The organism is Erysipelatoclostridium sp. DFI.2.3, assembly GCF_019132535.1.
Taxonomy (GTDB): Bacteria; Bacillota_I; Bacilli_A; order Erysipelotrichales; family Erysipelotrichaceae; genus Clostridium_AQ; species Clostridium_AQ innocuum.
This window is the reverse complement of the sequence record NZ_JAHOOJ010000003.1, coordinates 33,287-54,980: the sequence shown is the minus strand read 5'-3', so window position 1 is coordinate 54,980 and position 21,694 is coordinate 33,287. Positions and strand designations below refer to the sequence as shown.

Here is a 21,694-nt window from a genome sequence, read left to right as displayed (position 1 = left end):
ATGGATGTATTAACACTACGCAACCTGCATAAAGCCTTCGGAAGGCAGAAGGTTTTGCAGGGCATCGATTTAACGGTACCGCAGCACAGTATCTTCGGGTTTATAGGAAAAAACGGTGCGGGAAAAACAACGACAATGAAAACGATTCTCGGTCTGGAAAAGGCGGATGCCGGGGAATTGTATATTATGCAGGAGCCGGTTGTTTTTGGAAATACCAGAACGAACCGTTATATCGGCTACGTCAGTGATGTCCCTGAATTTTACGGCTTTATGACAGCATGGGAGTATTTGCAGCTGTGTGCTGAGATATCCGGCCTTGCTGCGCAGAAGGTAAAGACACGGATTGATGAGCTTTTACAGCTGGTGGGATTATCAGAGACCGGAAAAAAACGATGTGCCACGTTTTCCAGAGGGATGAAGCAGCGCCTTGCGATTGCGCAGGGGCTGCTGAATGAGCCTAAGCTGCTGATCGCAGATGAGCCGACATCGGCGCTGGATCCGCAGGGTCGCAAGGAGATTCTGACAATACTGGAAAAGGCAAAAGAGAAAACGACGGTATTGTTTTCCACACATATCCTGAGTGATGTGGAAAGCATTTGTGATTCCATCGCCATTCTGCATGAGGGAAAGATCGCCGTAAGCGGAAATTTACATGAGCTGCTGCAGATGAAGGGAACTGCATCGCTTTATGTGGAAACTAAGTGTGAGGAGGAGTGCTCGCTGTTGCTGGAAGCATTGCGAAAGCGGGGCATTGCCGTACAACAGACACATCCGTATGCAGTGCAGTTGCCGGATCATATGGAAACACAGCAGCAGGTTTTAGCTATTGTAAATGCGCAGGGGCTGCGGCTGCAGAGGCTGGAGCGCATGCGTCCGACTCTGGAACAGTATTTTCTGGAGGTGACAAAATGAAGGGATTCACAGCGTTTATGAAAAAGGAGCTGCTGGAGGCAGTACGTTCCTATAAGCTTGTCATATTATTGATTGTATTTGCAGCACTGGGATTTATGAATCCAGTCAGTGCACGTTATTTACCGGAGCTGGTCGCAGGTTTTCTGCCGGAGGGTATGCATATGGAGATTCCACAGCCTGTCGTACTTGATTCCTGGCTCCAGTTCTTCAAAAATACGGCGCAGATCGGCTTGATAGCAATCATTATTATGTGCTCATCCTCAATGGCGAATGAAATCGGAAAGGGGGTTCTGATACCGCTGCTGGCAAAAGGGATGCCCCGCAACAGCGTTCTTGCCGCAAAATTTATTTCCATATCATGCTTGTGGACATTGTCTCTGGGATGCTCATTCCTGATTACCTTTCTGTACAATTTCGTATTCTGGGAAAGCTCTCTCGTGCCGCATCTGTTTCCGCTTGTGACTGGGGTATGGCTGTTTGGTTTGATGATGACAGCCTCTATGATTCTGGGGGGCGTGTATAAGGGGACTGTTTCCGGAAGTCTGCTGTGTGCCGGCTGCCTGTTTCTGCTCTGTGTGCTGATAACGATGTTTGCTGCGGTGGCAGATTATTCACCCTTTGTGTTTTTGTCACAGTACCAGTCTTATCTTACCGATGGCATCACGATGCAGGAATTTCTGAAGCCTGCAGTCTGTGCAGTTACTGCTACCCTGCTTCAGCTGGCAGCGGCAGTTATTATATTTCGTCGCAAAAGTCTATAATTGAAAAAGCAGTCACTTATTCACAGTGGCTGCTTTTCCTTTGTTCTTTCTTACTCCAGGGTGTTTGCAAATAGGAGGATGCAAATGCTATTGATAAATACATTCGTGTTGAATTCTCCTAATTTTGGATTACCCCATAAGGGAGTAGGAATTTTTCTTGATTAGGATTCTTTTTCTTCTGGAAAGGGAAAGAGTAGAATCAATGATGAAATCCCGAATCGTAATTGATCCGATGATAAGGGGAGGAGACGATTTGGTAAAACGATCATTCAGGATGAGGAATGAACATGGAATGAAATTATCACTGCAGCTTCAGAAAACAGATTTCTCTGTTTTCTACTTTATCCTATGTTCAGAAAGGGCTGCAGTATTGGCAAAACACCAGTTCCTTGCAGAAATTTCAGAAAATTATATCACACGCATAAAATTATAGAAGGTATGGTGAGTTTGCAGCTACAGCTCTAATTACGAAAACCAGGCTGTATGCTCCAGATTTATGATATAATTTAAGAAATCAGTTATGCTTGCATACTGGGAAAGGAGGCTAAATAAGATGAATATAATGATAGGAAAGAGAGTACAGAGAAAACATGAGCTATATAGAAAAGAACAAGGAAGCTTGGGAGGAAGCGTTCGACAATAGAATCAATGGCTGGGGAGATGTAGTCGTTGAAAACCTCCAGGCATCATCCGCTTATTACATTCAGCCTGCGTTACAGGCTGAGCTTGATCAACTGAATCTTGCTGGAAAACATGTTGCGCAGTTTTGCTGCAGCAACGGCAGGGAGCTGCTGTCCATCAGCAGTCACTATGGGGCAGTCGGTACCGGCTTTGATATTGCAGAAAATCTGATTGCACAGGGGCAAATGCATGCAAAGCAGCTGCATGTGCCATGTAGCTTTTCCGCTATGAATATTCTGGATATAGGAAGCGAATATCATCAGAAATTCGATGTGATCCTGTTTACGATCGGTGCAATTACCTGGTTTCAGGATGTAAACGCACTTTTTCGGGTGGTGTCCGACTGTCTAAAGCCAAAGGGCATTATGCTGATTCATGATTTTCATCCACTTATGAATATGCTTCCTCTGCCGGGGGAGGACTGCTATTGCCATGATGTCGTCAGGCTGCTGGAGCATAAATATTTCACAGCTGAGCCATGGATTGAAAACAATGGGATGGGGTATATTTCCGGAGATTATGCATCCAAGACATTCACAAGCTTTTCACACTCCATTTCAGAGCTTGTGAACAGCACCATACAAAGCGGTATGAGTGTAAGGCTGCTGAATGAATATGATTATGATATCGGACTATCGGATGTATATGATGCAATGGGCTTGCCGTTATCCATGCTGCTCATGGCTGAGAAAGTATAAACATATGACGCTAGCTTAGTCTTGAGTTCAGAAAATATAATAAAATAAGAAACTGGGAAGATACCCGAATGCGTTTGAAAATCAGGCTGTTGATCTGGGATGCTGAGATCGATGCCTGATTTTTATTCATATAAAAGGCAGCAGCAGTCTCAAACAGAGTGAATATAATGATCTGCATACTGTGAACCATATAAAAAAGCCGATATTTACCGGCTTATTTATCAAAATGGTGCAGACGATGAGATTTGAACTCACACGAGCATACGCTCACTACCCCCTCAAAGTAGCGTGTCTGCCATTCCACCACGTCTGCGTTTCCTAAATGCCTATTTATCATACTATATTTTTCATGAATAATCCAGATGTTTTTGAAAAAAATAAGAGAATTGTATCAGTAACGGTATGGTTCACTGAGGAAATACGATACAATCAGGGATACCATAGAGTGAATCCGTTGATGATAGGTGGGAACGCTTACCTGAAAAATTCTTCAAAAATTCACATAGTACACATATTATTCACACATTTATAGTAGATAATAGGGACACGTAAAGAAAGGTTGAAATCATGAAAATGAAAAAAGAAATGAAAATCTCCAAGGCAAGTATCGTCTTTTATGTGGCCTCTGTTATCTTCCTGGCAATTGCCGCTTTTGAAATCTATCAGGCGTATCTGACGGTGGAAAGCTATAAAACAACATATACACTGCAGCTGACAGATATTCTCAATTTGTATTTCACCGGCTGTGTACCTTACTTTGGCTTCGCTTTTTTGGCCTATGGAATCGGTGAGGTTCTGAAGAAAATCAATGATCTGACAAGTACACTTCGTCTGTGTATTGAGGATGTAATCGAAGAAGAGGTGGAAGAAGAAGCAGAAGAGTTTGTTTCAGAGCCCGTAGCAAATGAAATGAAGAATGCCTGATATCAAGCAAAACTGTAGCCTGTAAAACGGATGCCGAAACTATATCGGTTTTCTGGATACAGGTTTTTTTACTATTCTATTCTGCTTTCTGAGGTGACTCACATCATAATGTAGAAAATATTCTGTCAGCTGATGGATTCCTTTTGTATATTGCTGTTTACAGTTACATGCGAAATTTATTTCAAGCTGGAAACAGAAAGGTGAAAGGATCCTTGCTTTGCGGCTGATGCTGTAAGTGTTATACTGAATGGGAAGCGGAGGTGTATGTATGAAGGACTGGTTTCAGGTTGAAATGCTGGATGATACAACCTATGTGATTTCAGAGCATAAGCATTATGAAAAAACAAATTGTTATCTGCTGCTCGGAAAGCAGAGGGCTTTGCTGATTGACAGTGGTCTGGGAGTCGCGGATATCCGCAAAATAACAGATCAGCTGACTGCATTACCGGTAACTGTAATTGCTACACATGTGCATTGGGACCATATCGGCAGCCATGGCAGCTATACTGATGTACTGGTTCATGAACGGGAGTATTCCTGGCTGAATGGAAAATTTCCACTGCCGCTTGGTGTGGTGAAGCAGCAGCTGATGAAAGAGCCCTGTTCTTTTCCAGGGGACTTTCATTTGAACGCCTATACTGTATGGCAGGGGCATGCAGGCATTGTAGGAGATGGGGATATCATGAATCTTGGCGGTCGTCATATTCGTGTCCTGCATACACCAGGGCATTCTCCTGGACATATGTGTTTTTTTGATTTGGAACGGGAATGGCTGTACTGCGGGGATCTTATCTATAAAGGAGTTCTGTACTGTGATTATCCGTCCACTGATCCACAGGCATACCTGCTGTCGGTACAAAGGCTGCAAACGCTAGCGCTTCAGCGCCTGCTGCCTGCCCATTATACAATCGAAGTGGGGCCTTCACTGATTCAGGAGACAGCACAGGCATGGCAGGAGCTACAGGAAAAAGGTCTGCTTCAGCATGGCAGCGGGGAATTTCGATATGAAAATTTCTCCATTCGCCTATAGGAGAAAAAGGAACATGAGAATATTGATGCTACAGGGCTTGTATTGTACATCCAAGCTTTGGAAACAGGCAGCTTCCTGCCTGAAAGAACATGATTTGCTATTTATGGAGTATCCGCATGAGGTTACGTCACAGGCAGCTCGGGTGATGGATTTGGCTTCCTGGATTGCGTCACAGCTTCCCAGGGATATTGATGTTATAATCGGACACAGCATGGGCGGAATCCTTGCCCTGCAGCTGGTACATGATGTTGGTGTGCCGGTGAAATGCGTTATTTGCATAGAGAGCAATTTATGTCCGGCAGAGCCCTTTTATCGTAATCTCGTTATGAAGCAGAGTATGACAACACTGGGTGCTAAGCTGCAAAAGGAGATGGCAAAGGAAGCAGTATGGTATCAGGATACACTGGCGAAGCAGCTGCAGGAGAAGTTTGATTACAGTCCGCTGACGGATATTACCATACCGATACATATGATCTATGGAGATCGCGGAATCTGTGAGTATGCCGATCGGATTCAGGATTTGAATCTACATTGGGAAACAGTAAATCGGCTGCAGTTTCATTTTATAAGAAATGCCTGTCACATGCCGATGCTGGAACAATGCGAGGACACATACCGCTGTATAGAGAACATCCTGTATGCGGCAACGGATAAACCCGCAGGTTGATGGCGATTGAATTGCACGTATAGAGCAATGGATACTGCATGCATACCGCTTCGTATATTTACCGCATGGTAAATACGAAAATGCGAATGGAAGGAAGCCTTCCTATAAGAACAAGTACAGGGGAATGCCGAACAAAAAAATCTCAAATTCTGTCACAGTGAACGGAAGAATTTGAGATTTTTATTGCGGCTTTACATATCAGTAGGAACAGTTTTCCTTTATTCCTGCTGCTTTTCCTTTTCCTGAATGACAAGCTCAGCAATCTGAACCGCATTGGTAGCGGCCCCCTTGCGAACCTGATCTCCACAGCACCAGAAGCTTAATGCATTCGCATGTCCGCTCATATCCTCACGAATACGACCCACAAACACCAGATCCTGATCAGTGGTATCCAGTGGCATCGGATATACCTGCTTCTGCGGCTCATCCACCAGTTTGACACCCGGTGCCCCCTGCAGCAGCTCCCTTGCCTTTTCCACGCTGATTTCCTTCTCAAACTCCACCATGATAGATTCGGAATGGGAACGAATCACCGGAACACGCACACAGGTACAGTTTACACAAAGCTCAGGATTACTCATAATCTTGCGTCCTTCGTTCTGCATTTTCATTTCCTCGCTGGAGTATCCGGCCTCGTTGAAGCCGCCAATCTGTGGAATGAGATTATAGGCAATCTGATACTGGAAGGTATTGACTGCTACCTCCTTGCCATGTGCCAGCGCACCCACCTGCTGATTCAGCTCACGTATTCCATTGACGCCTGCACCGCTGACAGCTTGATATGTGGAAACGACCATACGCTTTGCATTTGCATATGCATGCAGTGGCTGCAGCGCAACCAGTGCGATAATCGTTGCACAGTTTGGATTGGCAATGATGCCGTGATGCTCACGTACTGCCTGCGGATTCACCTCCGGAATAATCAGCGGTACCTGCTCATCCAGACGGAAAGCTGAGCTGTTATCCACAACTACCGCTCCTTTTTCTGCGGCAATCGGAAGATATTTTTCGGCAATATCATTTTCTGCAGCTCCTAAAACGATATCCATGCCATCGAAGCTGTTTTCTGTCGTTTCCTCAACGATATACTCCTTATCGGCAATGGTAAGCTTCTTCCCTGCACTTCTTGCACTTGCCAAAAGATGCAGCTCACGGATTGGGAAGCTGCGCTCCATTAAAATCTTTATCATTTCCTGACCTACAGCACCGGTGGCACCGAGTATTGCGACCTTGTATGTTTTCATTTCACTCTCTCCTCATATTCTATCTATATGTTCTGTATGCACGAATTGTGAAGCATGCGGTGTTTCTAAACAACAAAATTGTTGTAGATGGTTTCCACCGTCTTCTCGTAATCCTTGTTTTCCACACCGACGATGATATTCATTTCATCCGTCCCCTGAGCAATCATGCGAATATTGATATTATTCTTTCCCAGCACAGCAAACAGCTTCCCGCTGATTCCCGGACGGTACATCATCTGACGGCCAACCGTGGCAATCAGGGAAATATTATCGATGATTTTGATTTCATCGGCATTGCAGGCTTTCTTCATATCGCCCACCATATCGTAAATGATATCCTTCACATCCTCGGAATTGACAACGATGCTGAAGGAATCGATCCCGCTTGGAATATGCTCGATGCTGATCCGGTAATTCTCACAGATTTCCAGCGCACGGCGGATAATGCCGACTTCATCCGACATGTGGTTTTTATAAATGGCAATAACGGTGAAATTCTTCTTCCCTGCGATACCGGTAATCATCTGCTCGCTTGGATGATCATCTTTCTCCACGATGATGGTACCACCCTCCTCCGGATGATTGGTATTCAGGATGTTGATCGGGATGTTTTTTTCCTTTACCGGAAAAATCGCCTCCTCGTGCAGAACACTTGCCCCCATATAGGAAAGCTCACGCAGCTCGGAGTAGGTGATGGTGTTGATGCGTTTTGGATGGTGGACAATTCTCGGGTCAGCCATCAGTATGCCGGAAACATCTGTCCAGTTCTCATACATATCCGCATTCAGAATATCCGCCAGAATTGATCCCGTAATATCACTTCCACCACGTGACATTGTACGCACGGTGCCATCCGGCAGTGCGCCATAGAAGCCGGGAATGACAAAACGGTCCAGCTTCTTCATTGTATTATCCATTCGGTACTTTGTCGCATCAAAATCAATTTTCCCATCATAACGGAAGGTGATGATATCCTTTGCATCCACAAATGGAAAGCCAAGATACTCCGCTATCAGCTTAGCAGTCAGATATTCTCCTCGTGAAACCAGATAATCCGTGGACATTGTCTTATTCAGCTGTCCTTTCAGCTTTGCGAGGTCCTCCTCAATCGGATAGCTCAGCCCAAGATCATTCTTAATGGAAATAAAGCGCTCCTCTATCAGATGAAACAGGGATAAATGATCGACGCTGTATTTTAAATGGGCCTCAATCAGATACAGCAGATCGGTCACCTTATTATCCTTCTTATGCTCACGTCCGGATGCACTGACAACGACAAAGCGCCGGGCCGGATCGCTTTCAATGATATGCTTCACCTTGCGGAACTGCTGTGCATTCGCAACCGACGAACCGCCAAACTTTGTTATTTTCATCATACTGCTAGTCATCCTCCCTTTCATAGATGCTGGCCATAAAGGCATGGACATCTGTCTTCAGCATCCGTTCCATCACCTGATGCATTTCATATACCTCAGCCTTCTGAATATGCAGATACTCCTGCCCTTCAAAGGTTTTCACCTCATAGCTGAAATCCTGCAGCTCATCACGTGCCGCCTCATCTGCACGCAGGATATAATCACGCAGACACAGTGTCTCATCATAGCTCATCGTATTGGTGAAGGAAGGATCCATGTGACAAACGCCTTCATTGAGGTCAATCAGATCCTGTACAATGGCGTTGGCAGTCGGAAGCTTTCCGGCACCCTGACCGAAAAACTTTAAATCTCCAATGGTTTTCCCATGCAGGGTAATCAGATTGTAATTGTCCTGTGTGTTGCTTTCCAGAGAACCGGCTTCAAACAGCACCGGCTCAACAACACAGCCATAACGGTTGGCGTTGCGCCGGGTTTTGGCAATCAGACGTACAGCATAGCCCAAAGATGAAAAATACGATACGTCCTGCTTCGTGATATTGCGGATGCCGAAAACCGGGAAGGTATCCGGAACATGGTAGTCATAAGCAAGGCTGGCAGAAATACGCAGCTTGTTGCAGATATCATAGCCGTCGATATCAGCGCTTGGATCTGCCTCCGCATAGCCCAGCTCCTGCGCTTCCTTCAGAATATCCTCAAAGGATGCATGGTAGCGCTGCATGTGATCCAGAATATAATTGCTGGTACCATTGAAAATACCGTGAATGCGGTCAACCTCATCGATTCGCATCGCCTTTGCCAGTCCTTCAATCCAGGGAATTCCACCTCCGGTGCTTGCTTCATAGTAAATGCGGACATTGTGCTCTCTTGCGACATCTGTGAACTCCTTCAAATAAGCTGCGATTACCGCTTTGTTGGCTGTAACGACATGCTTGCCGCTTTTCAATGCCTGCAGAATATACGTGTGGGCAGGCTCAAGACCACCCATCGTTTCCACGATGACATCCACAGAAGTATCCTGTAAAATCGTCCGGATATCATCACACATATAAGGAAGTGTTTTCGCTTTTCCTTTACGAATCAGTATATAGGATACGTGCAACTGTTTAATGCTTTTTGTTACCGCGTGATCAATAATTTCCTTTACTCCCGAGCCAACGGTTCCATAACCGAGTATTGCTATATTCATATAATTCCTCCTCAATAAATTTTTGTGTCTTTGTTTCAAAAACACTTGTTTTTTTATTGCGAACATTGTATCATAGTAAAAAAAGAATTGCAAGACGAAAAAGAAGGAGATTGGAACATGGAGAAAATATATACAAGTACGAGAAACAAAGCGCTGGCGCGCACACCCAAGGAAGCGGTCGTAAAGGGAATTGCAGAGGATGGCGGTCTGTTTGTCTATGATGCGCTGGATACGCTGCGTCTGCCGCTGCAGGATATGATGCAGATGACCTATGAGCAGATGGCGGAAACTGTTCTGCAGCTGCTGTTACCGGATTTTACCGAGGAAGAAGTAAAGGACTGTGTGGAAAATGCCTATAAGGGCAAATTCAGAGATGAGCACATCACGCCGCTTCATAAGGCGGGGAACACCAATATTCTGGAGCTGTTTCATGGTCCTACCTGCGCCTTTAAGGATGTGGGGCTGCGCATGCTTCCGCAGCTGATGAGCAAATCCCTGCAGCAGCATCCCGATGAACATGTCATGATTTTAACCGCAACCAGCGGCGACACCGGTAAGGCTGCCCTTGAGGGCTTTTTGGATGTGCCGCGTACCGGAATCACGGTCTTCTATCCGGATGAGGGTGTATCCAATATTCAGCGTCTGCAGATGATAACCACCAAAGGAAGCAATACCTGTGTCTGTGCCATCAGGGGTAACTTCGATGATGCCCAGTCTAATGTGAAGCGGATCTTTCAGAATGCACAGCTGTCTGCACGGCTGAAGGAAAAGGGTATCACCTTATCCAGCGCGAACTCCATCAATATCGGTAGACTGATTCCGCAGGTTGTATATTATGTGTATGCATATAAGGAAATGGTACGGACAAAGGAAATCACATTTGGGGAAAAAGTGAATTTCTGTGTGCCGACAGGAAACTATGGGAATGTGCTTGCCGGTTACTATGCCAAGCTGATGGGCTTGCCGGTAAACAAATTTATCGTGGCATCCAATTCCAATAATGTACTCTTTGACTTTTTAAAGGACGGTGTCTACGATCGAAACCGTCCGTTCTATAAAACCATCTCTCCGAGTATGGATATACTGATTTCCAGCAACCTGGAGCGGCTGCTTTACTACAAGAGCGGCAAGGATGCTGACTATATCGCACAGCTAATGAACGAGCTGGAAGCAACAGGACGCTATCAGGTGCGTGAGGACATTTTCACCTCTGTCCGTGAAGATTTTGCGGGTGGCTATTGTGATGATGCGGCATGTGCACAGAGTATGCGTGAATTTTATGAACAGAGCGGTTATGTTATGGATCCGCATACGGCAATCGCCTACAAGGTGATGAAGGATTATGAAAAAGAGGATTCCATGCATAAATGTGTGTTGCTTTCCACAGCCAGTCCATATAAATTTGCACCGGCTGTTTACGAGGCTTTGTTTAATGAGACAATCCAGGATGAGTTTGCCTGTATGGAAATGCTGCAGCAGAAAAGCGGTTCTGCGATGCCGAAGCCGCTGGCAGAGCTTGCGAAAATGGACATTTTGCACAGCCACCTGATTGATAAGGATGATATGCCTTCCTTTGTGGAAACCATCGGGGAGGAAATATTCCATGGTTAAGGTACGTGTTCCGGCAACAAGTGCGAATCTGGGAGTCGGCTATGACTGTCTTGGCCTGGCGCTTGACGATTTTGCGACCGTGACCTTTGAGGTGATTGCAGAGGGCTTGGAAATTGCGGGCTGTGAAGAAGCCTACTGCAATGAAGAGAATCTGTTTTATCAGGCATTTGTAAAGGGGCTCCAGTATATGGGGGAAAGCGTTTCGGGAATCCGCATCACCGTGGATACCGATATTCCCTATGCCAGAGGACTTGGCAGCAGCGCAACCTGTATCGTCGCAGGACTTGCTGGAGCGAATGCCCTGTTTCATAACCGCATGAACCGCTATGAGCTCTTTGATCTGGCGACACAGATGGAGGGACATCCGGATAATATTGCTCCGGCCATCTTTGGCGGTCTGTGCGTTTCCTTCATGGAAGACGGGAAGCCGAATATGATTCGTTACGGTGTAAAACGCGATTTGCTGTTTGTGACAATGATTCCCGATTATGAGGTAAGCACCAAAGCGGCACGGGAGGTTTTACCGGATACCATGAGGTATCGGGACGCTGTCTATCAGATGGGGCGCTGTGCGGCATTGGCAAAGGCGATGGAAATCGGGAATGCCATGATTATGAGAAAAGCCTGCACAGATCAGATGCAGGAGCCCTACCGCAAGAAATTGATTATGGAATATGAGAATGTCCGCAGTCTGTGCAGGGAAACGGATATGATTACCATGTATATATCCGGAAGCGGATCGACGATGATCGCTCTGACCCAGGAGGAAGCGACAGCCCGTGTGCTTGTTGAAAAAATAAAGAATCAGTATCCATCCTGGGATGCTCGTATTCTGCGTGCGACCTATGACGGTGTGCAAAGCGAGGTATGCTGATGGAGAAATACTATATTGTAGACAGTACGATTCTGCCGGATGTGCTGGACAAGGTCATTGAAGCGCGCTCCCTGCTGCAAAACGGTGAGGTAAAGCAGGTGAGCGAGGCTGTCAAGCGTGTCGGAATCAGCCGCGGAACATATTATAAATATAAGGACTATGTCTTTCTGCCAGCTCAGGGAATGAGTGAGCGAAAGGCTGTGATATCTCTTATGCTGCATCATGACAAAGGAATTTTGTCAGAGGTACTGAACACGATGTCGAGCGTCAATGCCAATATATTGACCATCAATCAGAATATTCCGATTCATGAGTGGGCGTCGGTGGTACTGTCCTTTGATTTATGCGAAATGGCGGTATCCATCGATGAGCTACTGGAGCGTCTGCGCAGCTGCCGCGGTGTAAGCAATCTGCGTCTGATTGCAGTAGAATAACGTGACCGGAATGTGCGGATAAGAATCATTGCACAGGATGATTAGAAAGCGGGGAATCCCGCTTTTTCCATGCTGACGCTTTTTATTGCATGGTGATAGATGTTCCGAATCAGGAGCTGTGGTTATTTTCTCAATCTATGTTGTATGTACTAGCTGGGATAAGGGGAAAAACAAAGCCATCCTGTGACAGTAGACTCGTACTTGCAGGAGTATCCTCCATGGTTTCCTTTCTGTATGGGAAATTGCTCTGTGTACAGCAGCGTGCTTTGCTTTGTAAATGTCTGATTTTAAAAAAAGGTGATTTTCTTTTTTTCTGAAATATGGTACGATATAAAAAGCCATTTAATATATAAGGAGTATCCTATGAAACAGCTGTTAGAAAAACTAACGACATTGGCGGCATACACTGCTGCTGTCTGCACAATCGTGATTCTACTGGTTACGAGTATAAACATAAATTGCTTCAATAAGGGTTTTTATAAAACGGAATATGCATCACTGGAAACTGCACAGTCTTTAGGGATGACGGAGAAGGATCTCAACAAGGCAACGGATGCACTGCTGGATTATCTGCAGGACCGTCGGGATAATATTGATGTCACCGTAGCGGTTAAGGGGACGGAGACCAAGGCATTCAATGCGAGAGAATCCTCCCATATGGTCGATGTACGCAACCTGTACCGGTTTGCCATGGTGTTGAGAAATGTTGCGATCATTCTGCTTGTGCTTTCTCTGGTGTACATGGCGGTACGCTTGAAAAGTGGAATGCTGACGATTTTTAGTATCAATTATATGAAAACGGCGATACTGGCAGCGGTGTTTTTCGCAATGCTGGCAGGCTGGGCGTATGTTGATTTTGATGCATTTTGGACTACCTTCCACAAGCTGGCATTCCGCAATGATCTGTGGCTGCTGAATCCGGCAACCGACCTGATGATCAATTTGTTTCCAGCACAATTCTTTTCCTCGATGGTATTTCGTATCGTGGGTATGTTTGCGACCGGATTCATCGGGCTGTTTGTATTCTGCTATCTTTTCCTGAGACATCAGCTTCATAAGCTTCATGGAGAACTGCATCATGACTAGACGTCTGATTCTTGCAAGCGCTTCTCCCAGGAGACAGGAGCTGTTACAAGACCTATCGTATCCCTTTGATATTGTTGCTGCGGATTGTGAGGAATATTTTGACCGTTTCCTGCCGATTGCTTCTGCAATCGAACAGATAGCCAGACAGAAGGCACTTACCGTATGGGAACAGCACCCCGAGGCTGTTGTTCTTGGTGCGGATACGATGGTGTGCTACAAAGATCAGATGATGGGCAAGCCGGAGAATCGGGAGGATGCCTATCGTATGCTGAAGCAGCTAAGCGGTAAAACTCATACGGTTGTCAGCGGTGTGGCTATTGTTTGGAAAGGAAAAGCTGAGCTTTTTCATGAAAAAACAAGCGTGACCTTTTATGAGCTTGAGGAAGAACTGCTAGAGCGATATCTTGACAGCAATGAGCCATATGATAAAGCTGGAGCCTATGGAATTCAGGGAATGGGGAAGCTGTTTGTGCGAGAACTACGTGGAGATTATTTCAATGTTATGGGGCTGCCGATTGCTGCAGTTTACCGACACCTGAAAGCGTATCTGGAAAAAAACTAAAAAATTTTGTTTTATGGTTGAAAAAATCGGCAATGCCTATTATAATATAATAGCTTTCCAATCATAAAGCATACCTGCCGGTATAGTATAGTGGTAATACAGAGCAATGGTAATGCTCAGCGCTCAGTTCAATTCTGGGTACCGGCACCATCATGATAAATAAAGGGTTTTTGAAGCCTTAGATATATCAACCCGAAAACAACCCGAAAAAATTGGGTTGTTTTTTCGGGTTTTTATGCTAATATGAGGGTATAGAGGTGGTTTATATGACGATTATCAGAGATAAAAAGCAGCTGATCATGAAAGGCAAGCTAACCCGCTGGGACGGCAGCTATTACAATTATGAGATACCGGCACTTGCCAAAACAGAAGCAAAGGCAGCGAAAGAGGAAATCATTTTTAAGGATGAATTTAAAAAAAGGCAAGAGGATATTAAAATTCGGTTATCGGCTGGTGAATACATAGAGGAGATTCTGGGGCCAACACCGCAAATAGCTGACTACCCAAAAAGTAAAATAAAAGAATACAAGAAAAAATATGATGAAAACATAGCAAAAGCCAAAGGACTTTTTAAGCCAAAAACTCAAACACGCAAGGATAGGCTTTTTAACAGCGTATGCGAGGACTTTTTAAGCAGGTATGTAGATGTTAAAGAATCCACAAAAAAGACGAAGGAAGACGATTTAAAGCGCCCTGTAGCAAGGTTTGGGGATAGGGATATCGTAACAATCACGTCGGAGGAGCTACAGGAATACATATGGCAGCTTGATTATGAGATTTCAGAGAGGTCGGTTAAGAAAATATTTTACGCAATGAATCCGGTCTTTCAGCTTGCTGTAGAAAAGGGATACATTCCTGCAAATCCCATGAGCAAAGTAAAACGAAGGATTAACAAGGATAAACCAAGAGAGGAAATGAAAATATGGGAACCGGATGAATTTCAGCTGTTCCTGGATGAGTTCCCAGAAAAAGACCGTTTTTATTATTTCTTTGAATTTTTATATTTCATGGGGACTAGATCGGGCGAAGCAAACGCCCTTACATGGAACGACATCCATTTCAATGAGAACACCGTGGAAATAAAAAAATCCGTATCTTTCAAGCTGCGTCCATATAAAATAACATCACCAAAGAATCCGAATGCACACAGAAAAATATCAATGCCGAAAAGGATACATGAATCATTAAAAGAGTTATACAAGCTGCAGAAGGAGTATGAGGGATTCACACTGGATTGCTTTGTGTTTGGCTTTGACAAGCCGCTGGACCCGGAAACTGTACGCCGGGTAAAGCGTGAAAAAGTAAAAGCGGCCAATGAAAAGGATGAAAATAAGAATAAACAACTTGAATTGATCAGAGTACACGATTTCAGGCACTCTCACGCGAGTTATCTAATAAATAACATGTCTGATCAGTTTACAGATTTTGACGTCGCAAAGCGACTGGGAGATACGGTACAGACACTGCACAATACATATGCGCACTGGTTTAAACAGCGTGATAAGAGTATCATTGATTTTATGGATAAAGATGCATGTAAAAAAAAGGATGATGATTTTAAGAGAACGAATGCAATACGATATGATGAACTGAAAGCACTCAAAGAATTATTAGATAATGATATAATTACAAAAGAGGAATTTGAAATAAAAAAGAAAGAGTTTTTAGGAATATAAAAAGGATGAGTAAATTCATCCTTTATTATATTGTCTAAAAAAGGTAAATAATTCATTTAAAGTTATTCTGTGATTATGTAAGAATTCGTTAAACCAGAATTCCATAGACTTAGCATCGTCAATTTCTGATTGAGTGCAGTTGCCATCTATTATCTTATCTCTATTCAGCGAATAAGTACACTTTTTGTCACTTGTGCTGGCGATTACTTCGTTAGGCGGTAAAATGGAGATTTCAATGTTTTTATCAAGTTTACTTGTATAAATAATGCCTTCATCTTTACCGGGAATATATAGTAGATTTTCTGTATTTACGTTAAAGTCAACATTTATATAGTTTTCTCCTTTGGAAATTTCAACATCTTTTAATATCGCTGCTTTAATATCGTCATAATCACGAGGTTTTTGTAATTTATATTCTTTTAAAGCCTGATCGATGATGGACTTACCTTCCTTTTTAGCAAAATATTCAACGCTATCTCTGAATTCGTTTTCAGATAAACCTATATTGGATAATATCTCTTTGTAATCTTTTTTCACATCATCTAATGCTGCCCCATCGGAAGAAGAAATTATCTCATCATTTACATCCTTTACAAAATAATTTGTTGCCTGTGAATCTTCCATATAAGTTATATTACCGCTTTTACCATTATCAACATCAACACTTATTATCGCATCATTGTCATCATTATAAAGTATGACTTCATAGTTATAATTAGGCTCTTTAAGGATTCTAGTGCATTTTTTTTCAACACCATCAATATTATAACAAGAGTTGTTTACATCTCTGTAATCTCCGTTAATATCCCTATAATTAACTAAAATTTTGGAGCTATAATTTTTTAATGATTTATAAGATTGCTCAGGTGTTTTTGTTGTAGCACAACCACCTATAAATATTGATGCCAAAATGCCATATGTAAATAGTTTTTTCATTTTATTTCCCTCCATACTATTTATTTCATTATAGCATAAGAATATTAAACATGGAAAATATTTCCAATTCATACAATATATGTAAAAATTAACATTAAAATGTTATAATATATACACATGTTTTGCAAAAGGTGCCATAAACGGGAGAACGCAAGCATATGTCAGAAGATGAATATAGAAATTGTATTATCAATATGATTACACAGATTCATTCATTAGCTGTACTGCGCCGGATTTATACATATGTAATGCATTACTATACCAAATAACAAAAGGCGAGGAAAACCTCGCTTTTTGTTGTGGTTATTTTATATACTAATGCTTTTGGTCTGTACGAAGTTCCTTTTTTAAAATGGACAGCAGCTTATTCAATATCACCTCCGCAAACTCAGACCGTTCCTCTTTTGACATATCAAGATATGCCTTTATCAAATATAGATCTATCTCATTCAGATCATATTGCATTGCTAGGTCGTCCAGTGCAGCATCGGGTGTTTCAAACATTTCACCTTTTCCCTCAGTAAGCCATAAGTAATTAACGTTATATGTTTTGCATATTAAATTAGCAACAATATTTGTAAGTTTATTTGTTCCTTTTTCAATAGATGAAATAGAAGATGTTTTCATGCCTAGTTTTTCACCAAATTTTCCTTGACTTAATCCTAATCGCTCACGTAATTCTTTAACACGGTTGTTTGCACCCATCCAGATACCTCCATTATTTAATTATATTATACAACAAAAAGACGAGGCTTTTCATTCCTCGTCTTTTTGTTGTATTTTTTTTGCAAACGTTTGAAAAAAATTTTGTACTGCTTTTCGTTCTTCCTTCGATGATTCCAGATATGTTTCAATTAAAGCTCTGTCATCTTTGTTCAAATCAAATTGTTCCACAACTTCATCAATGATGGTTTCCGGAAATGCCGTGAACATATCCACATCAGCACCTTCTGCAAGCCAAAAGTAGTCTACATTGAATTCTTTGCAAATAAGCTTTAGCGTTTGTTCGGATGGGTTGGTTGTTCCTTTTTCAAACCCAGATATAGATGATTTTGAAATGGCAAGTCTGTTTCCGAATTTTTCCATAGATAGGTTGAGGGTTTTTCTAAGAGTATAAATTCTATCTTTTAATTCCTTCGCATTAGCCTCTTTTTCCATATTGTCCTCCTTTCTGCTCATATAATATGCCTAATATAAAAATAAGTCAAGTTACAGAACAAAAAAATGTTGACAAAGTTAAGTAACGGAATTATAATGTAAACGTACAGAACGAAGGAGGTAAATAAATGACAGCAGAAGAAATGCGCAATGACCAGAAAGAAATCTATGAGCTGGCCGCAATGCTTTATGAAGCAAAGAAACGGAATCCGAATATCAGCCATGACCTTAACGTTTTCTTCAAAGGATTATCTATTGGCGTAAACATTAGCAACGGATTCCAGTCACCGGCAGTTTAAAGAAAGGGGCGTGAAAGGATGAAACAATTAAATATCCCGGTATATGTAGGGAATAAGGAAATTTGCAAGGAATTTAATTGTTCTCCTGCTACGGCGGTAAAAATCATGAAGAATGTCAAAGTTGCAAACAAAGATAAAAAGAATCCATACGAGAGAAAGGTGCCGCTTTCTTGGGTACTGGAAATGTATGGAGAATGATGAGAAAGGAGAATGAAAAGATGGAAAATGAATTAACTGCACACAGAATAGAAAAAATGGCAAAAGATATATCTGAAATCATTATTGAAAAAGGCTTATCAGAAGGAGAAATGGTTTTACTACTTAAAATAGTAAAATGGAAATCAGCTGAAATGATGGGCAAAAATCAGTTAACGGTCAAAACAGACGATGAAGATTTAGATTCGGTTATAGAGGGTACAGGAATGTTTACGGCAGCATTAGATTTATATGAGCATATAAAAAACCTTGATCGGAGTCAAGCGCAAGGTGCACTAGAAATGACCAAGATTCTTTATGGTGTTTATAGATAATCATCTGGCTTTTCAGTCACATTTTCAATGTAACAAATCTGATTGACATTGATTTCATATATTCGATTTTTATTCTCAATATGTAGAAATGATGTAGTATCCAAATTTCTGATGTTATATGACAGAAATTCAAAGAAGGAAGTAAATGCTGTGTCGGACAGTCTTGTTCCTTCGATAGTTGCATCATTGCTTACTTTGATTTTGGAACCGTCAATGAAATAGATATTGATTTTCATAGTTTCACCCCCTTTCCATACAGGTAAATAATATCATAGGGAAAGAATCGTAACAAATAAAAAATAATTGAAAGGAGAATACATATGCAAGACACGCTGAAAGCTTTAGAATACTATAAACGAAGAGAACTGGAAGCAATGGAAAAAGAAGATAAAAAGGGCTTCCCTGTCATAATTGAAAAAGATTCGTACTTTGCAAAAGAGATATCTTATCAGACTGTATTGCTTAAGGAAATCATTGAAAACCAGATGAAGGAGCATAGGAGTTATATCCCCGCAAAAGATTCTTTACAAGGTTGTGAACAGGCAGCTGTCAAGGAGACTTTGAGGGAGATACTTGATCAGCTGAAAAAGTTTAATATCGTGAAAGGAAATGACATATGAAATGTAATGTAGAAATCAAAACGATAGCACAGTATAAGTGCTTGCAGCATTTAGAGGACTGGGGATTGTCTGTAAAGAAGTTGTATGTAGAATTATTTGCAAACAATGCTGTAAAGGTTACAGATTGTACCGGCGAAACTATGGTCTTAAAAATGACAACGGACGGAAAGATTCTAGAGGATGAGATTCCTGCGGAGATTGCCCATGCGTGACAACTTCCGCCGGTTGCTGATCGGTGTAGCTTTTCTTGGTCTTGGCATCTATACGACCATATGGAGCAACGTGCAAACAGAAGAGATAGAAAGGCTGCAGCTGCTGAACAGAGTAACAAACGAGGAATTACAGATGGTCCGGCAGGTTGTGAAAGAGCAGAATGCTGAACTGCAAGAAAAGAATAAGGAAATCGCGAAGCTGGAATCACAACCAAAATGAACAGCTCTGCCTGGTGAGTTTAGGATAACATACTATGGCATGGATATTACATCAGCAACCGCTAGTGGAGCTGATCCAGAAATCGGAGTGACTATTGGTGTCGATCCTAATGTAATACCATACGGCACTATCGTGTTAATCAATGGTAAGGAGTATATTGCACAGGATACAGGCAATTACACAGGTAACCACATTGACATACTGTGCGAATCAGAAGCTGTGGCAGAGCGACTAGGGACATATAACACGCAGGTATATATAAAAAAATAATGGAAGGAGATAACGGTATGCCATTACGTATATTTTTCAAAGATTATGATGATATGGAACGGCGGATCTTCAATGGAAATCTGTATCAGTGCGTAAAGTCATATCTATCAAAACTGGTAGAAGAGGAAAGAGATGCAGTCTATGAAGAAAAGTTGAATACAAGACGTGCGATCCTTTGCTTTGAATTTCAATTCGATGATGGAATGATATTGAATGATGAAAGACTGGAAAAATCGTCAGAAGATGATGCATGTATATTACGACATATTATCATGCAGGCATACGAGGAAGCGAAACAGGAAATGAGATACGCAAAGGATGCACCGCAGACGATAAAACAGATGCAGAGGGAGCTGCTGCTGGAAATACAGGAAGCAGACAAGAGCAATGACATACGCGTCGCTCTGTGCAGTGATTCCATCTTCATGCTGATCACAAATAAAAGGCACTATGTCGGAGCTTATAGAATCGATGAGAACATGAAATATAAGCACCAGATAAAGGTGTATGATGATATGCTCAGTGCAATCAGAAGAGTATAAAAAAAGAATGTTTAACCTGACAAGCACAACATTCTTTTTATAGTGAGCAGTTGACTATTCAACTTACTTTTATTGTACCATAAAGTGTCTAAAATGCAAGCAAATAAAGGTATTTTGAATAGTCCTTACCGGCCTTGAAATGGATATTAACAAAACGACGGAAAAGGAAGAGATGCATGAAGAAACACAATAGACAACGAGGACGACCGACAATGCAGCGCTATCTCGACTATGACTATGAAAGGGCATTTGATACACAGGCAAGTATGTTGTCAGAATCTCAAATTGAACGTGCCTTAAGAAACGGAAAGATAAAAAGCGTGTACGCTACAAAGTCAATCTACTCAGGAACACAGTTGGAAGTGGAAATATATCCGGAGTTTACAAGATGGAGTCAGATCCCGATTGGGAGAAGGAAACCGACAAAGGAGGAGATGCAGAACCTTAATGATAAGAATGCCAGAAAGCATGTGATCCGTCTTTTAAATGCTAACTTTATGACAGGTTACTGGATTACCTTTACGTATACCAAAGAACCAGAATCATTGGAAGAAGCATTGAAAGATATCCGGAACTTTTTCCGCCGTGTGAATGAACGCTTGAAGAAGCAGGGGAAGCCCAGGGCAAAGTACCTTTACATCACGGAATGGCAGGAAGATGAAGTACGTTGCCATCATCATTTTGTAATAGATCGAGGATTGACGATGGACGAACTTAACAAGTTGTGGAAAAAGGGCAGACGTAATGAACTACGGCCGATCGATTATAACGAAGATGGTGTTACTGGAATGGCGAACTACATTACCAAAAAGCCACGTGGAAAGCGCAGATGGAATACGAGCCGGGGCAACTTGAAACAGCCGACCATCCGGAAGAATCACTCAACGTTCAAGCGAAAGCATGCGCGTGCCATGAAAGAGGACTTTTCCGCGATCGAGCGAATGCTACGTCAGGAATACAAAGGCTATGTGTTTAAGGATGCACAAGTTTTTATCAATCAAGTAAATGCAGGGATATACATATATGCGCAGCTGCGTAAATGGGACCCGTTAAAGGATGGCGATAACAGTGCGTGAAAATGTAATGCGGAAGTGCAGCATGTGTGGTGAATATAAGCCAGAAAGTAATTTTCGATTTATGAAAAAGCAGAATCGGCACAATGCGTATTGCAAGGATTGCGAACGC

General features: G+C 42.4%; 29 protein-coding genes and 2 tRNA genes. 23 read left to right on the top strand and 8 right to left on the bottom strand.

Features of this window, described 5'->3' with window-relative positions:
- The 4 genes from KSZ58_RS04010 to KSZ58_RS03995 all read left to right on the top strand — a co-directional run bounded on the left by KSZ58_RS04010 (position 1) and on the right by KSZ58_RS03995 (position 3,052).
- Positions 1 to 912, top strand: coding sequence for an ABC transporter ATP-binding protein (locus tag KSZ58_RS04010; RefSeq protein ID WP_009270486.1), 912 nt, complete (start codon positions 1 to 3; stop codon positions 910 to 912).
- The gene (locus tag KSZ58_RS04005; RefSeq protein ID WP_008818735.1) at positions 909 to 1,673 is read left to right on the top strand and encodes an ABC transporter permease; all 765 of its coding nucleotides are present in this window, start codon (positions 909 to 911) and stop codon (positions 1,671 to 1,673) included. The genes KSZ58_RS04010 and KSZ58_RS04005 overlap by 4 nt, the downstream gene beginning before the upstream one ends.
- A gap of 157 nt (positions 1,674 to 1,830) precedes the next feature.
- Entirely contained in the window at positions 1,831 to 2,106 is a 276-nt protein-coding gene (locus KSZ58_RS04000) for a hypothetical protein (RefSeq protein ID WP_224727214.1), read from the top strand.
- 157 nt (positions 2,107 to 2,263) lie between these two features.
- Complete coding sequence (locus KSZ58_RS03995; protein ID WP_009270485.1) at positions 2,264 to 3,052, top strand: bifunctional 2-polyprenyl-6-hydroxyphenol methylase/3-demethylubiquinol 3-O-methyltransferase UbiG; 789 nt, start codon at positions 2,264 to 2,266, stop codon at positions 3,050 to 3,052.
- Positions 3,053 to 3,279: 227 nt separating this feature from the next.
- Here KSZ58_RS03995 and KSZ58_RS03990 read toward each other — a convergent pair.
- A tRNA-Leu gene (locus KSZ58_RS03990) sits at positions 3,280 to 3,365 on the bottom strand.
- Between the two features lie 254 nt (positions 3,366 to 3,619).
- Here KSZ58_RS03990 and KSZ58_RS03985 point away from each other — a divergent pair.
- From KSZ58_RS03985 to KSZ58_RS03975, 3 genes are all read left to right on the top strand, one after another.
- Positions 3,620 to 3,976, top strand: coding sequence for a hypothetical protein (locus tag KSZ58_RS03985; RefSeq protein ID WP_009270484.1), 357 nt, complete (start codon positions 3,620 to 3,622; stop codon positions 3,974 to 3,976).
- Between the two features lie 268 nt (positions 3,977 to 4,244).
- A complete protein-coding gene (locus tag KSZ58_RS03980; protein ID WP_009270483.1) occupies positions 4,245 to 5,006 on the top strand; it encodes an MBL fold metallo-hydrolase in 762 nt (253 codons plus the stop codon).
- A 13-nt stretch (positions 5,007 to 5,019) separates the two neighbouring features.
- On the top strand, positions 5,020 to 5,673 hold the full coding sequence (locus tag KSZ58_RS03975; RefSeq protein WP_009270482.1) for an alpha/beta fold hydrolase: 654 nt from the start codon (positions 5,020 to 5,022) through the stop codon (positions 5,671 to 5,673).
- A 218-nt stretch (positions 5,674 to 5,891) separates the two neighbouring features.
- On the opposite strand, the gene KSZ58_RS03970 is transcribed toward KSZ58_RS03975, so the two are convergent.
- The 3 genes from KSZ58_RS03970 to KSZ58_RS03960 all read right to left on the bottom strand — a co-directional run bounded on the left by KSZ58_RS03970 (position 5,892) and on the right by KSZ58_RS03960 (position 9,479).
- Positions 5,892 to 6,917 (bottom strand): aspartate-semialdehyde dehydrogenase, encoded by a 1,026-nt coding sequence (locus KSZ58_RS03970; protein WP_009270481.1) that lies wholly within the window; start codon positions 6,915 to 6,917, stop codon positions 5,892 to 5,894.
- A 65-nt stretch (positions 6,918 to 6,982) separates the two neighbouring features.
- Positions 6,983 to 8,293: an aspartate kinase gene (locus KSZ58_RS03965; protein WP_009270480.1), complete on the bottom strand. Its 1,311-nt coding sequence runs from the start codon at positions 8,291 to 8,293 to the stop codon at positions 6,983 to 6,985.
- A 4-nt stretch (positions 8,294 to 8,297) separates the two neighbouring features.
- On the bottom strand, positions 8,298 to 9,479 hold the full coding sequence (locus KSZ58_RS03960) for a homoserine dehydrogenase (RefSeq protein ID WP_009270479.1): 1,182 nt from the start codon (positions 9,477 to 9,479) through the stop codon (positions 8,298 to 8,300).
- A 117-nt stretch (positions 9,480 to 9,596) separates the two neighbouring features.
- Between KSZ58_RS03960 and thrC the strand changes: the two genes are divergently transcribed.
- The 7 genes from thrC (at position 9,597) to KSZ58_RS03925 (ending at position 15,722) form a co-directional block, all read left to right on the top strand.
- Complete coding sequence (gene thrC / locus KSZ58_RS03955) at positions 9,597 to 11,090, top strand: threonine synthase (RefSeq protein WP_009270478.1); 1,494 nt, start codon at positions 9,597 to 9,599, stop codon at positions 11,088 to 11,090.
- Complete coding sequence (gene thrB, locus KSZ58_RS03950) at positions 11,083 to 11,964, top strand: homoserine kinase (protein WP_009270477.1); 882 nt, start codon at positions 11,083 to 11,085, stop codon at positions 11,962 to 11,964. Before thrC ends, thrB begins: the two co-directional genes overlap by 8 nt.
- Positions 11,964 to 12,398 carry an ACT domain-containing protein gene (locus tag KSZ58_RS03945; protein WP_002607733.1) on the top strand — a complete coding sequence of 145 codons (435 nt, stop codon included), beginning with the start codon at positions 11,964 to 11,966 and terminating at the stop codon, positions 12,396 to 12,398. Before thrB ends, KSZ58_RS03945 begins: the two co-directional genes overlap by 1 nt.
- A 363-nt stretch (positions 12,399 to 12,761) precedes the next feature.
- Positions 12,762 to 13,484, top strand: coding sequence for a TIGR01906 family membrane protein (locus tag KSZ58_RS03940; protein WP_008818744.1), 723 nt, complete (start codon positions 12,762 to 12,764; stop codon positions 13,482 to 13,484).
- The gene (locus KSZ58_RS03935; RefSeq protein ID WP_009270476.1) at positions 13,477 to 14,046 is read left to right on the top strand and encodes a nucleoside triphosphate pyrophosphatase; all 570 of its coding nucleotides are present in this window, start codon (positions 13,477 to 13,479) and stop codon (positions 14,044 to 14,046) included. Before KSZ58_RS03940 ends, KSZ58_RS03935 begins: the two co-directional genes overlap by 8 nt.
- A 76-nt stretch (positions 14,047 to 14,122) precedes the next feature.
- A tRNA-Thr gene (locus tag KSZ58_RS03930) sits at positions 14,123 to 14,196 on the top strand.
- Positions 14,197 to 14,312: 116 nt separating this feature from the next.
- Entirely contained in the window at positions 14,313 to 15,722 is a 1,410-nt protein-coding gene (locus KSZ58_RS03925; protein ID WP_022300057.1) for a site-specific integrase, read from the top strand.
- Between the two features lie 15 nt (positions 15,723 to 15,737).
- Here KSZ58_RS03925 and KSZ58_RS03920 read toward each other — a convergent pair whose 3' ends face one another.
- The 3 genes from KSZ58_RS03920 to KSZ58_RS03910 form a co-directional block, all read right to left on the bottom strand.
- Positions 15,738 to 16,658: a hypothetical protein gene (locus KSZ58_RS03920; protein ID WP_022300056.1), complete on the bottom strand. Its 921-nt coding sequence runs from the start codon at positions 16,656 to 16,658 to the stop codon at positions 15,738 to 15,740.
- A gap of 315 nt (positions 16,659 to 16,973) precedes the next feature.
- Positions 16,974 to 17,363 (bottom strand): helix-turn-helix transcriptional regulator, encoded by a 390-nt coding sequence (locus KSZ58_RS03915; protein WP_022300055.1) that lies wholly within the window; start codon positions 17,361 to 17,363, stop codon positions 16,974 to 16,976.
- A gap of 51 nt (positions 17,364 to 17,414) precedes the next feature.
- On the bottom strand, positions 17,415 to 17,816 hold the full coding sequence (locus tag KSZ58_RS03910; protein ID WP_022300054.1) for a helix-turn-helix domain-containing protein: 402 nt from the start codon (positions 17,814 to 17,816) through the stop codon (positions 17,415 to 17,417).
- A gap of 128 nt (positions 17,817 to 17,944) precedes the next feature.
- On the opposite strand from KSZ58_RS03910, the gene KSZ58_RS03905 reads away from it, so the two are divergent.
- Genes KSZ58_RS03905 through KSZ58_RS03895 form a run of 3 tightly spaced genes read left to right on the top strand, consistent with a single transcriptional unit; the run spans position 17,945 to position 18,645 of the window.
- A complete protein-coding gene (locus KSZ58_RS03905) occupies positions 17,945 to 18,115 on the top strand; it encodes a hypothetical protein (protein WP_022300053.1) in 171 nt (56 codons plus the stop codon).
- Positions 18,116 to 18,133: 18 nt separating this feature from the next.
- Complete coding sequence (locus KSZ58_RS03900; protein ID WP_009587280.1) at positions 18,134 to 18,313, top strand: hypothetical protein; 180 nt, start codon at positions 18,134 to 18,136, stop codon at positions 18,311 to 18,313.
- Positions 18,314 to 18,333: 20 nt separating this feature from the next.
- A complete protein-coding gene (locus KSZ58_RS03895; protein ID WP_002607724.1) occupies positions 18,334 to 18,645 on the top strand; it encodes a hypothetical protein in 312 nt (103 codons plus the stop codon).
- Here the strand turns inward: KSZ58_RS03895 and KSZ58_RS03890 are convergent.
- Positions 18,636 to 18,881 (bottom strand): hypothetical protein, encoded by a 246-nt coding sequence (locus tag KSZ58_RS03890; RefSeq protein WP_002607723.1) that lies wholly within the window; start codon positions 18,879 to 18,881, stop codon positions 18,636 to 18,638. The genes KSZ58_RS03895 and KSZ58_RS03890 overlap by 10 nt on opposite strands.
- An 84-nt stretch (positions 18,882 to 18,965) precedes the next feature.
- Between KSZ58_RS03890 and KSZ58_RS03885 the strand changes: the two genes are divergently transcribed.
- The 6 genes from KSZ58_RS03885 (at position 18,966) to KSZ58_RS03860 (ending at position 21,585) form a co-directional block, all read left to right on the top strand.
- Positions 18,966 to 19,265 carry a hypothetical protein gene (locus KSZ58_RS03885; protein WP_022300052.1) on the top strand — a complete coding sequence of 100 codons (300 nt, stop codon included), beginning with the start codon at positions 18,966 to 18,968 and terminating at the stop codon, positions 19,263 to 19,265.
- Positions 19,262 to 19,477, top strand: coding sequence for a hypothetical protein (locus tag KSZ58_RS03880; RefSeq protein WP_022300051.1), 216 nt, complete (start codon positions 19,262 to 19,264; stop codon positions 19,475 to 19,477). Before KSZ58_RS03885 ends, KSZ58_RS03880 begins: the two co-directional genes overlap by 4 nt.
- A complete protein-coding gene (locus tag KSZ58_RS03875) occupies positions 19,470 to 19,697 on the top strand; it encodes a hypothetical protein (protein WP_022300050.1) in 228 nt (75 codons plus the stop codon). Before KSZ58_RS03880 ends, KSZ58_RS03875 begins: the two co-directional genes overlap by 8 nt.
- A 39-nt stretch (positions 19,698 to 19,736) precedes the next feature.
- Entirely contained in the window at positions 19,737 to 19,967 is a 231-nt protein-coding gene (locus KSZ58_RS03870) for a 3D domain-containing protein (RefSeq protein ID WP_022300049.1), read from the top strand.
- Between the two features lie 17 nt (positions 19,968 to 19,984).
- A complete protein-coding gene (locus KSZ58_RS03865) occupies positions 19,985 to 20,509 on the top strand; it encodes a hypothetical protein (protein ID WP_022300048.1) in 525 nt (174 codons plus the stop codon).
- Positions 20,510 to 20,685: 176 nt separating this feature from the next.
- On the top strand, positions 20,686 to 21,585 hold the full coding sequence (locus tag KSZ58_RS03860) for a hypothetical protein (protein WP_142419492.1): 900 nt from the start codon (positions 20,686 to 20,688) through the stop codon (positions 21,583 to 21,585).
- Positions 21,586 to 21,694: the final 109 nt, after the last annotated feature.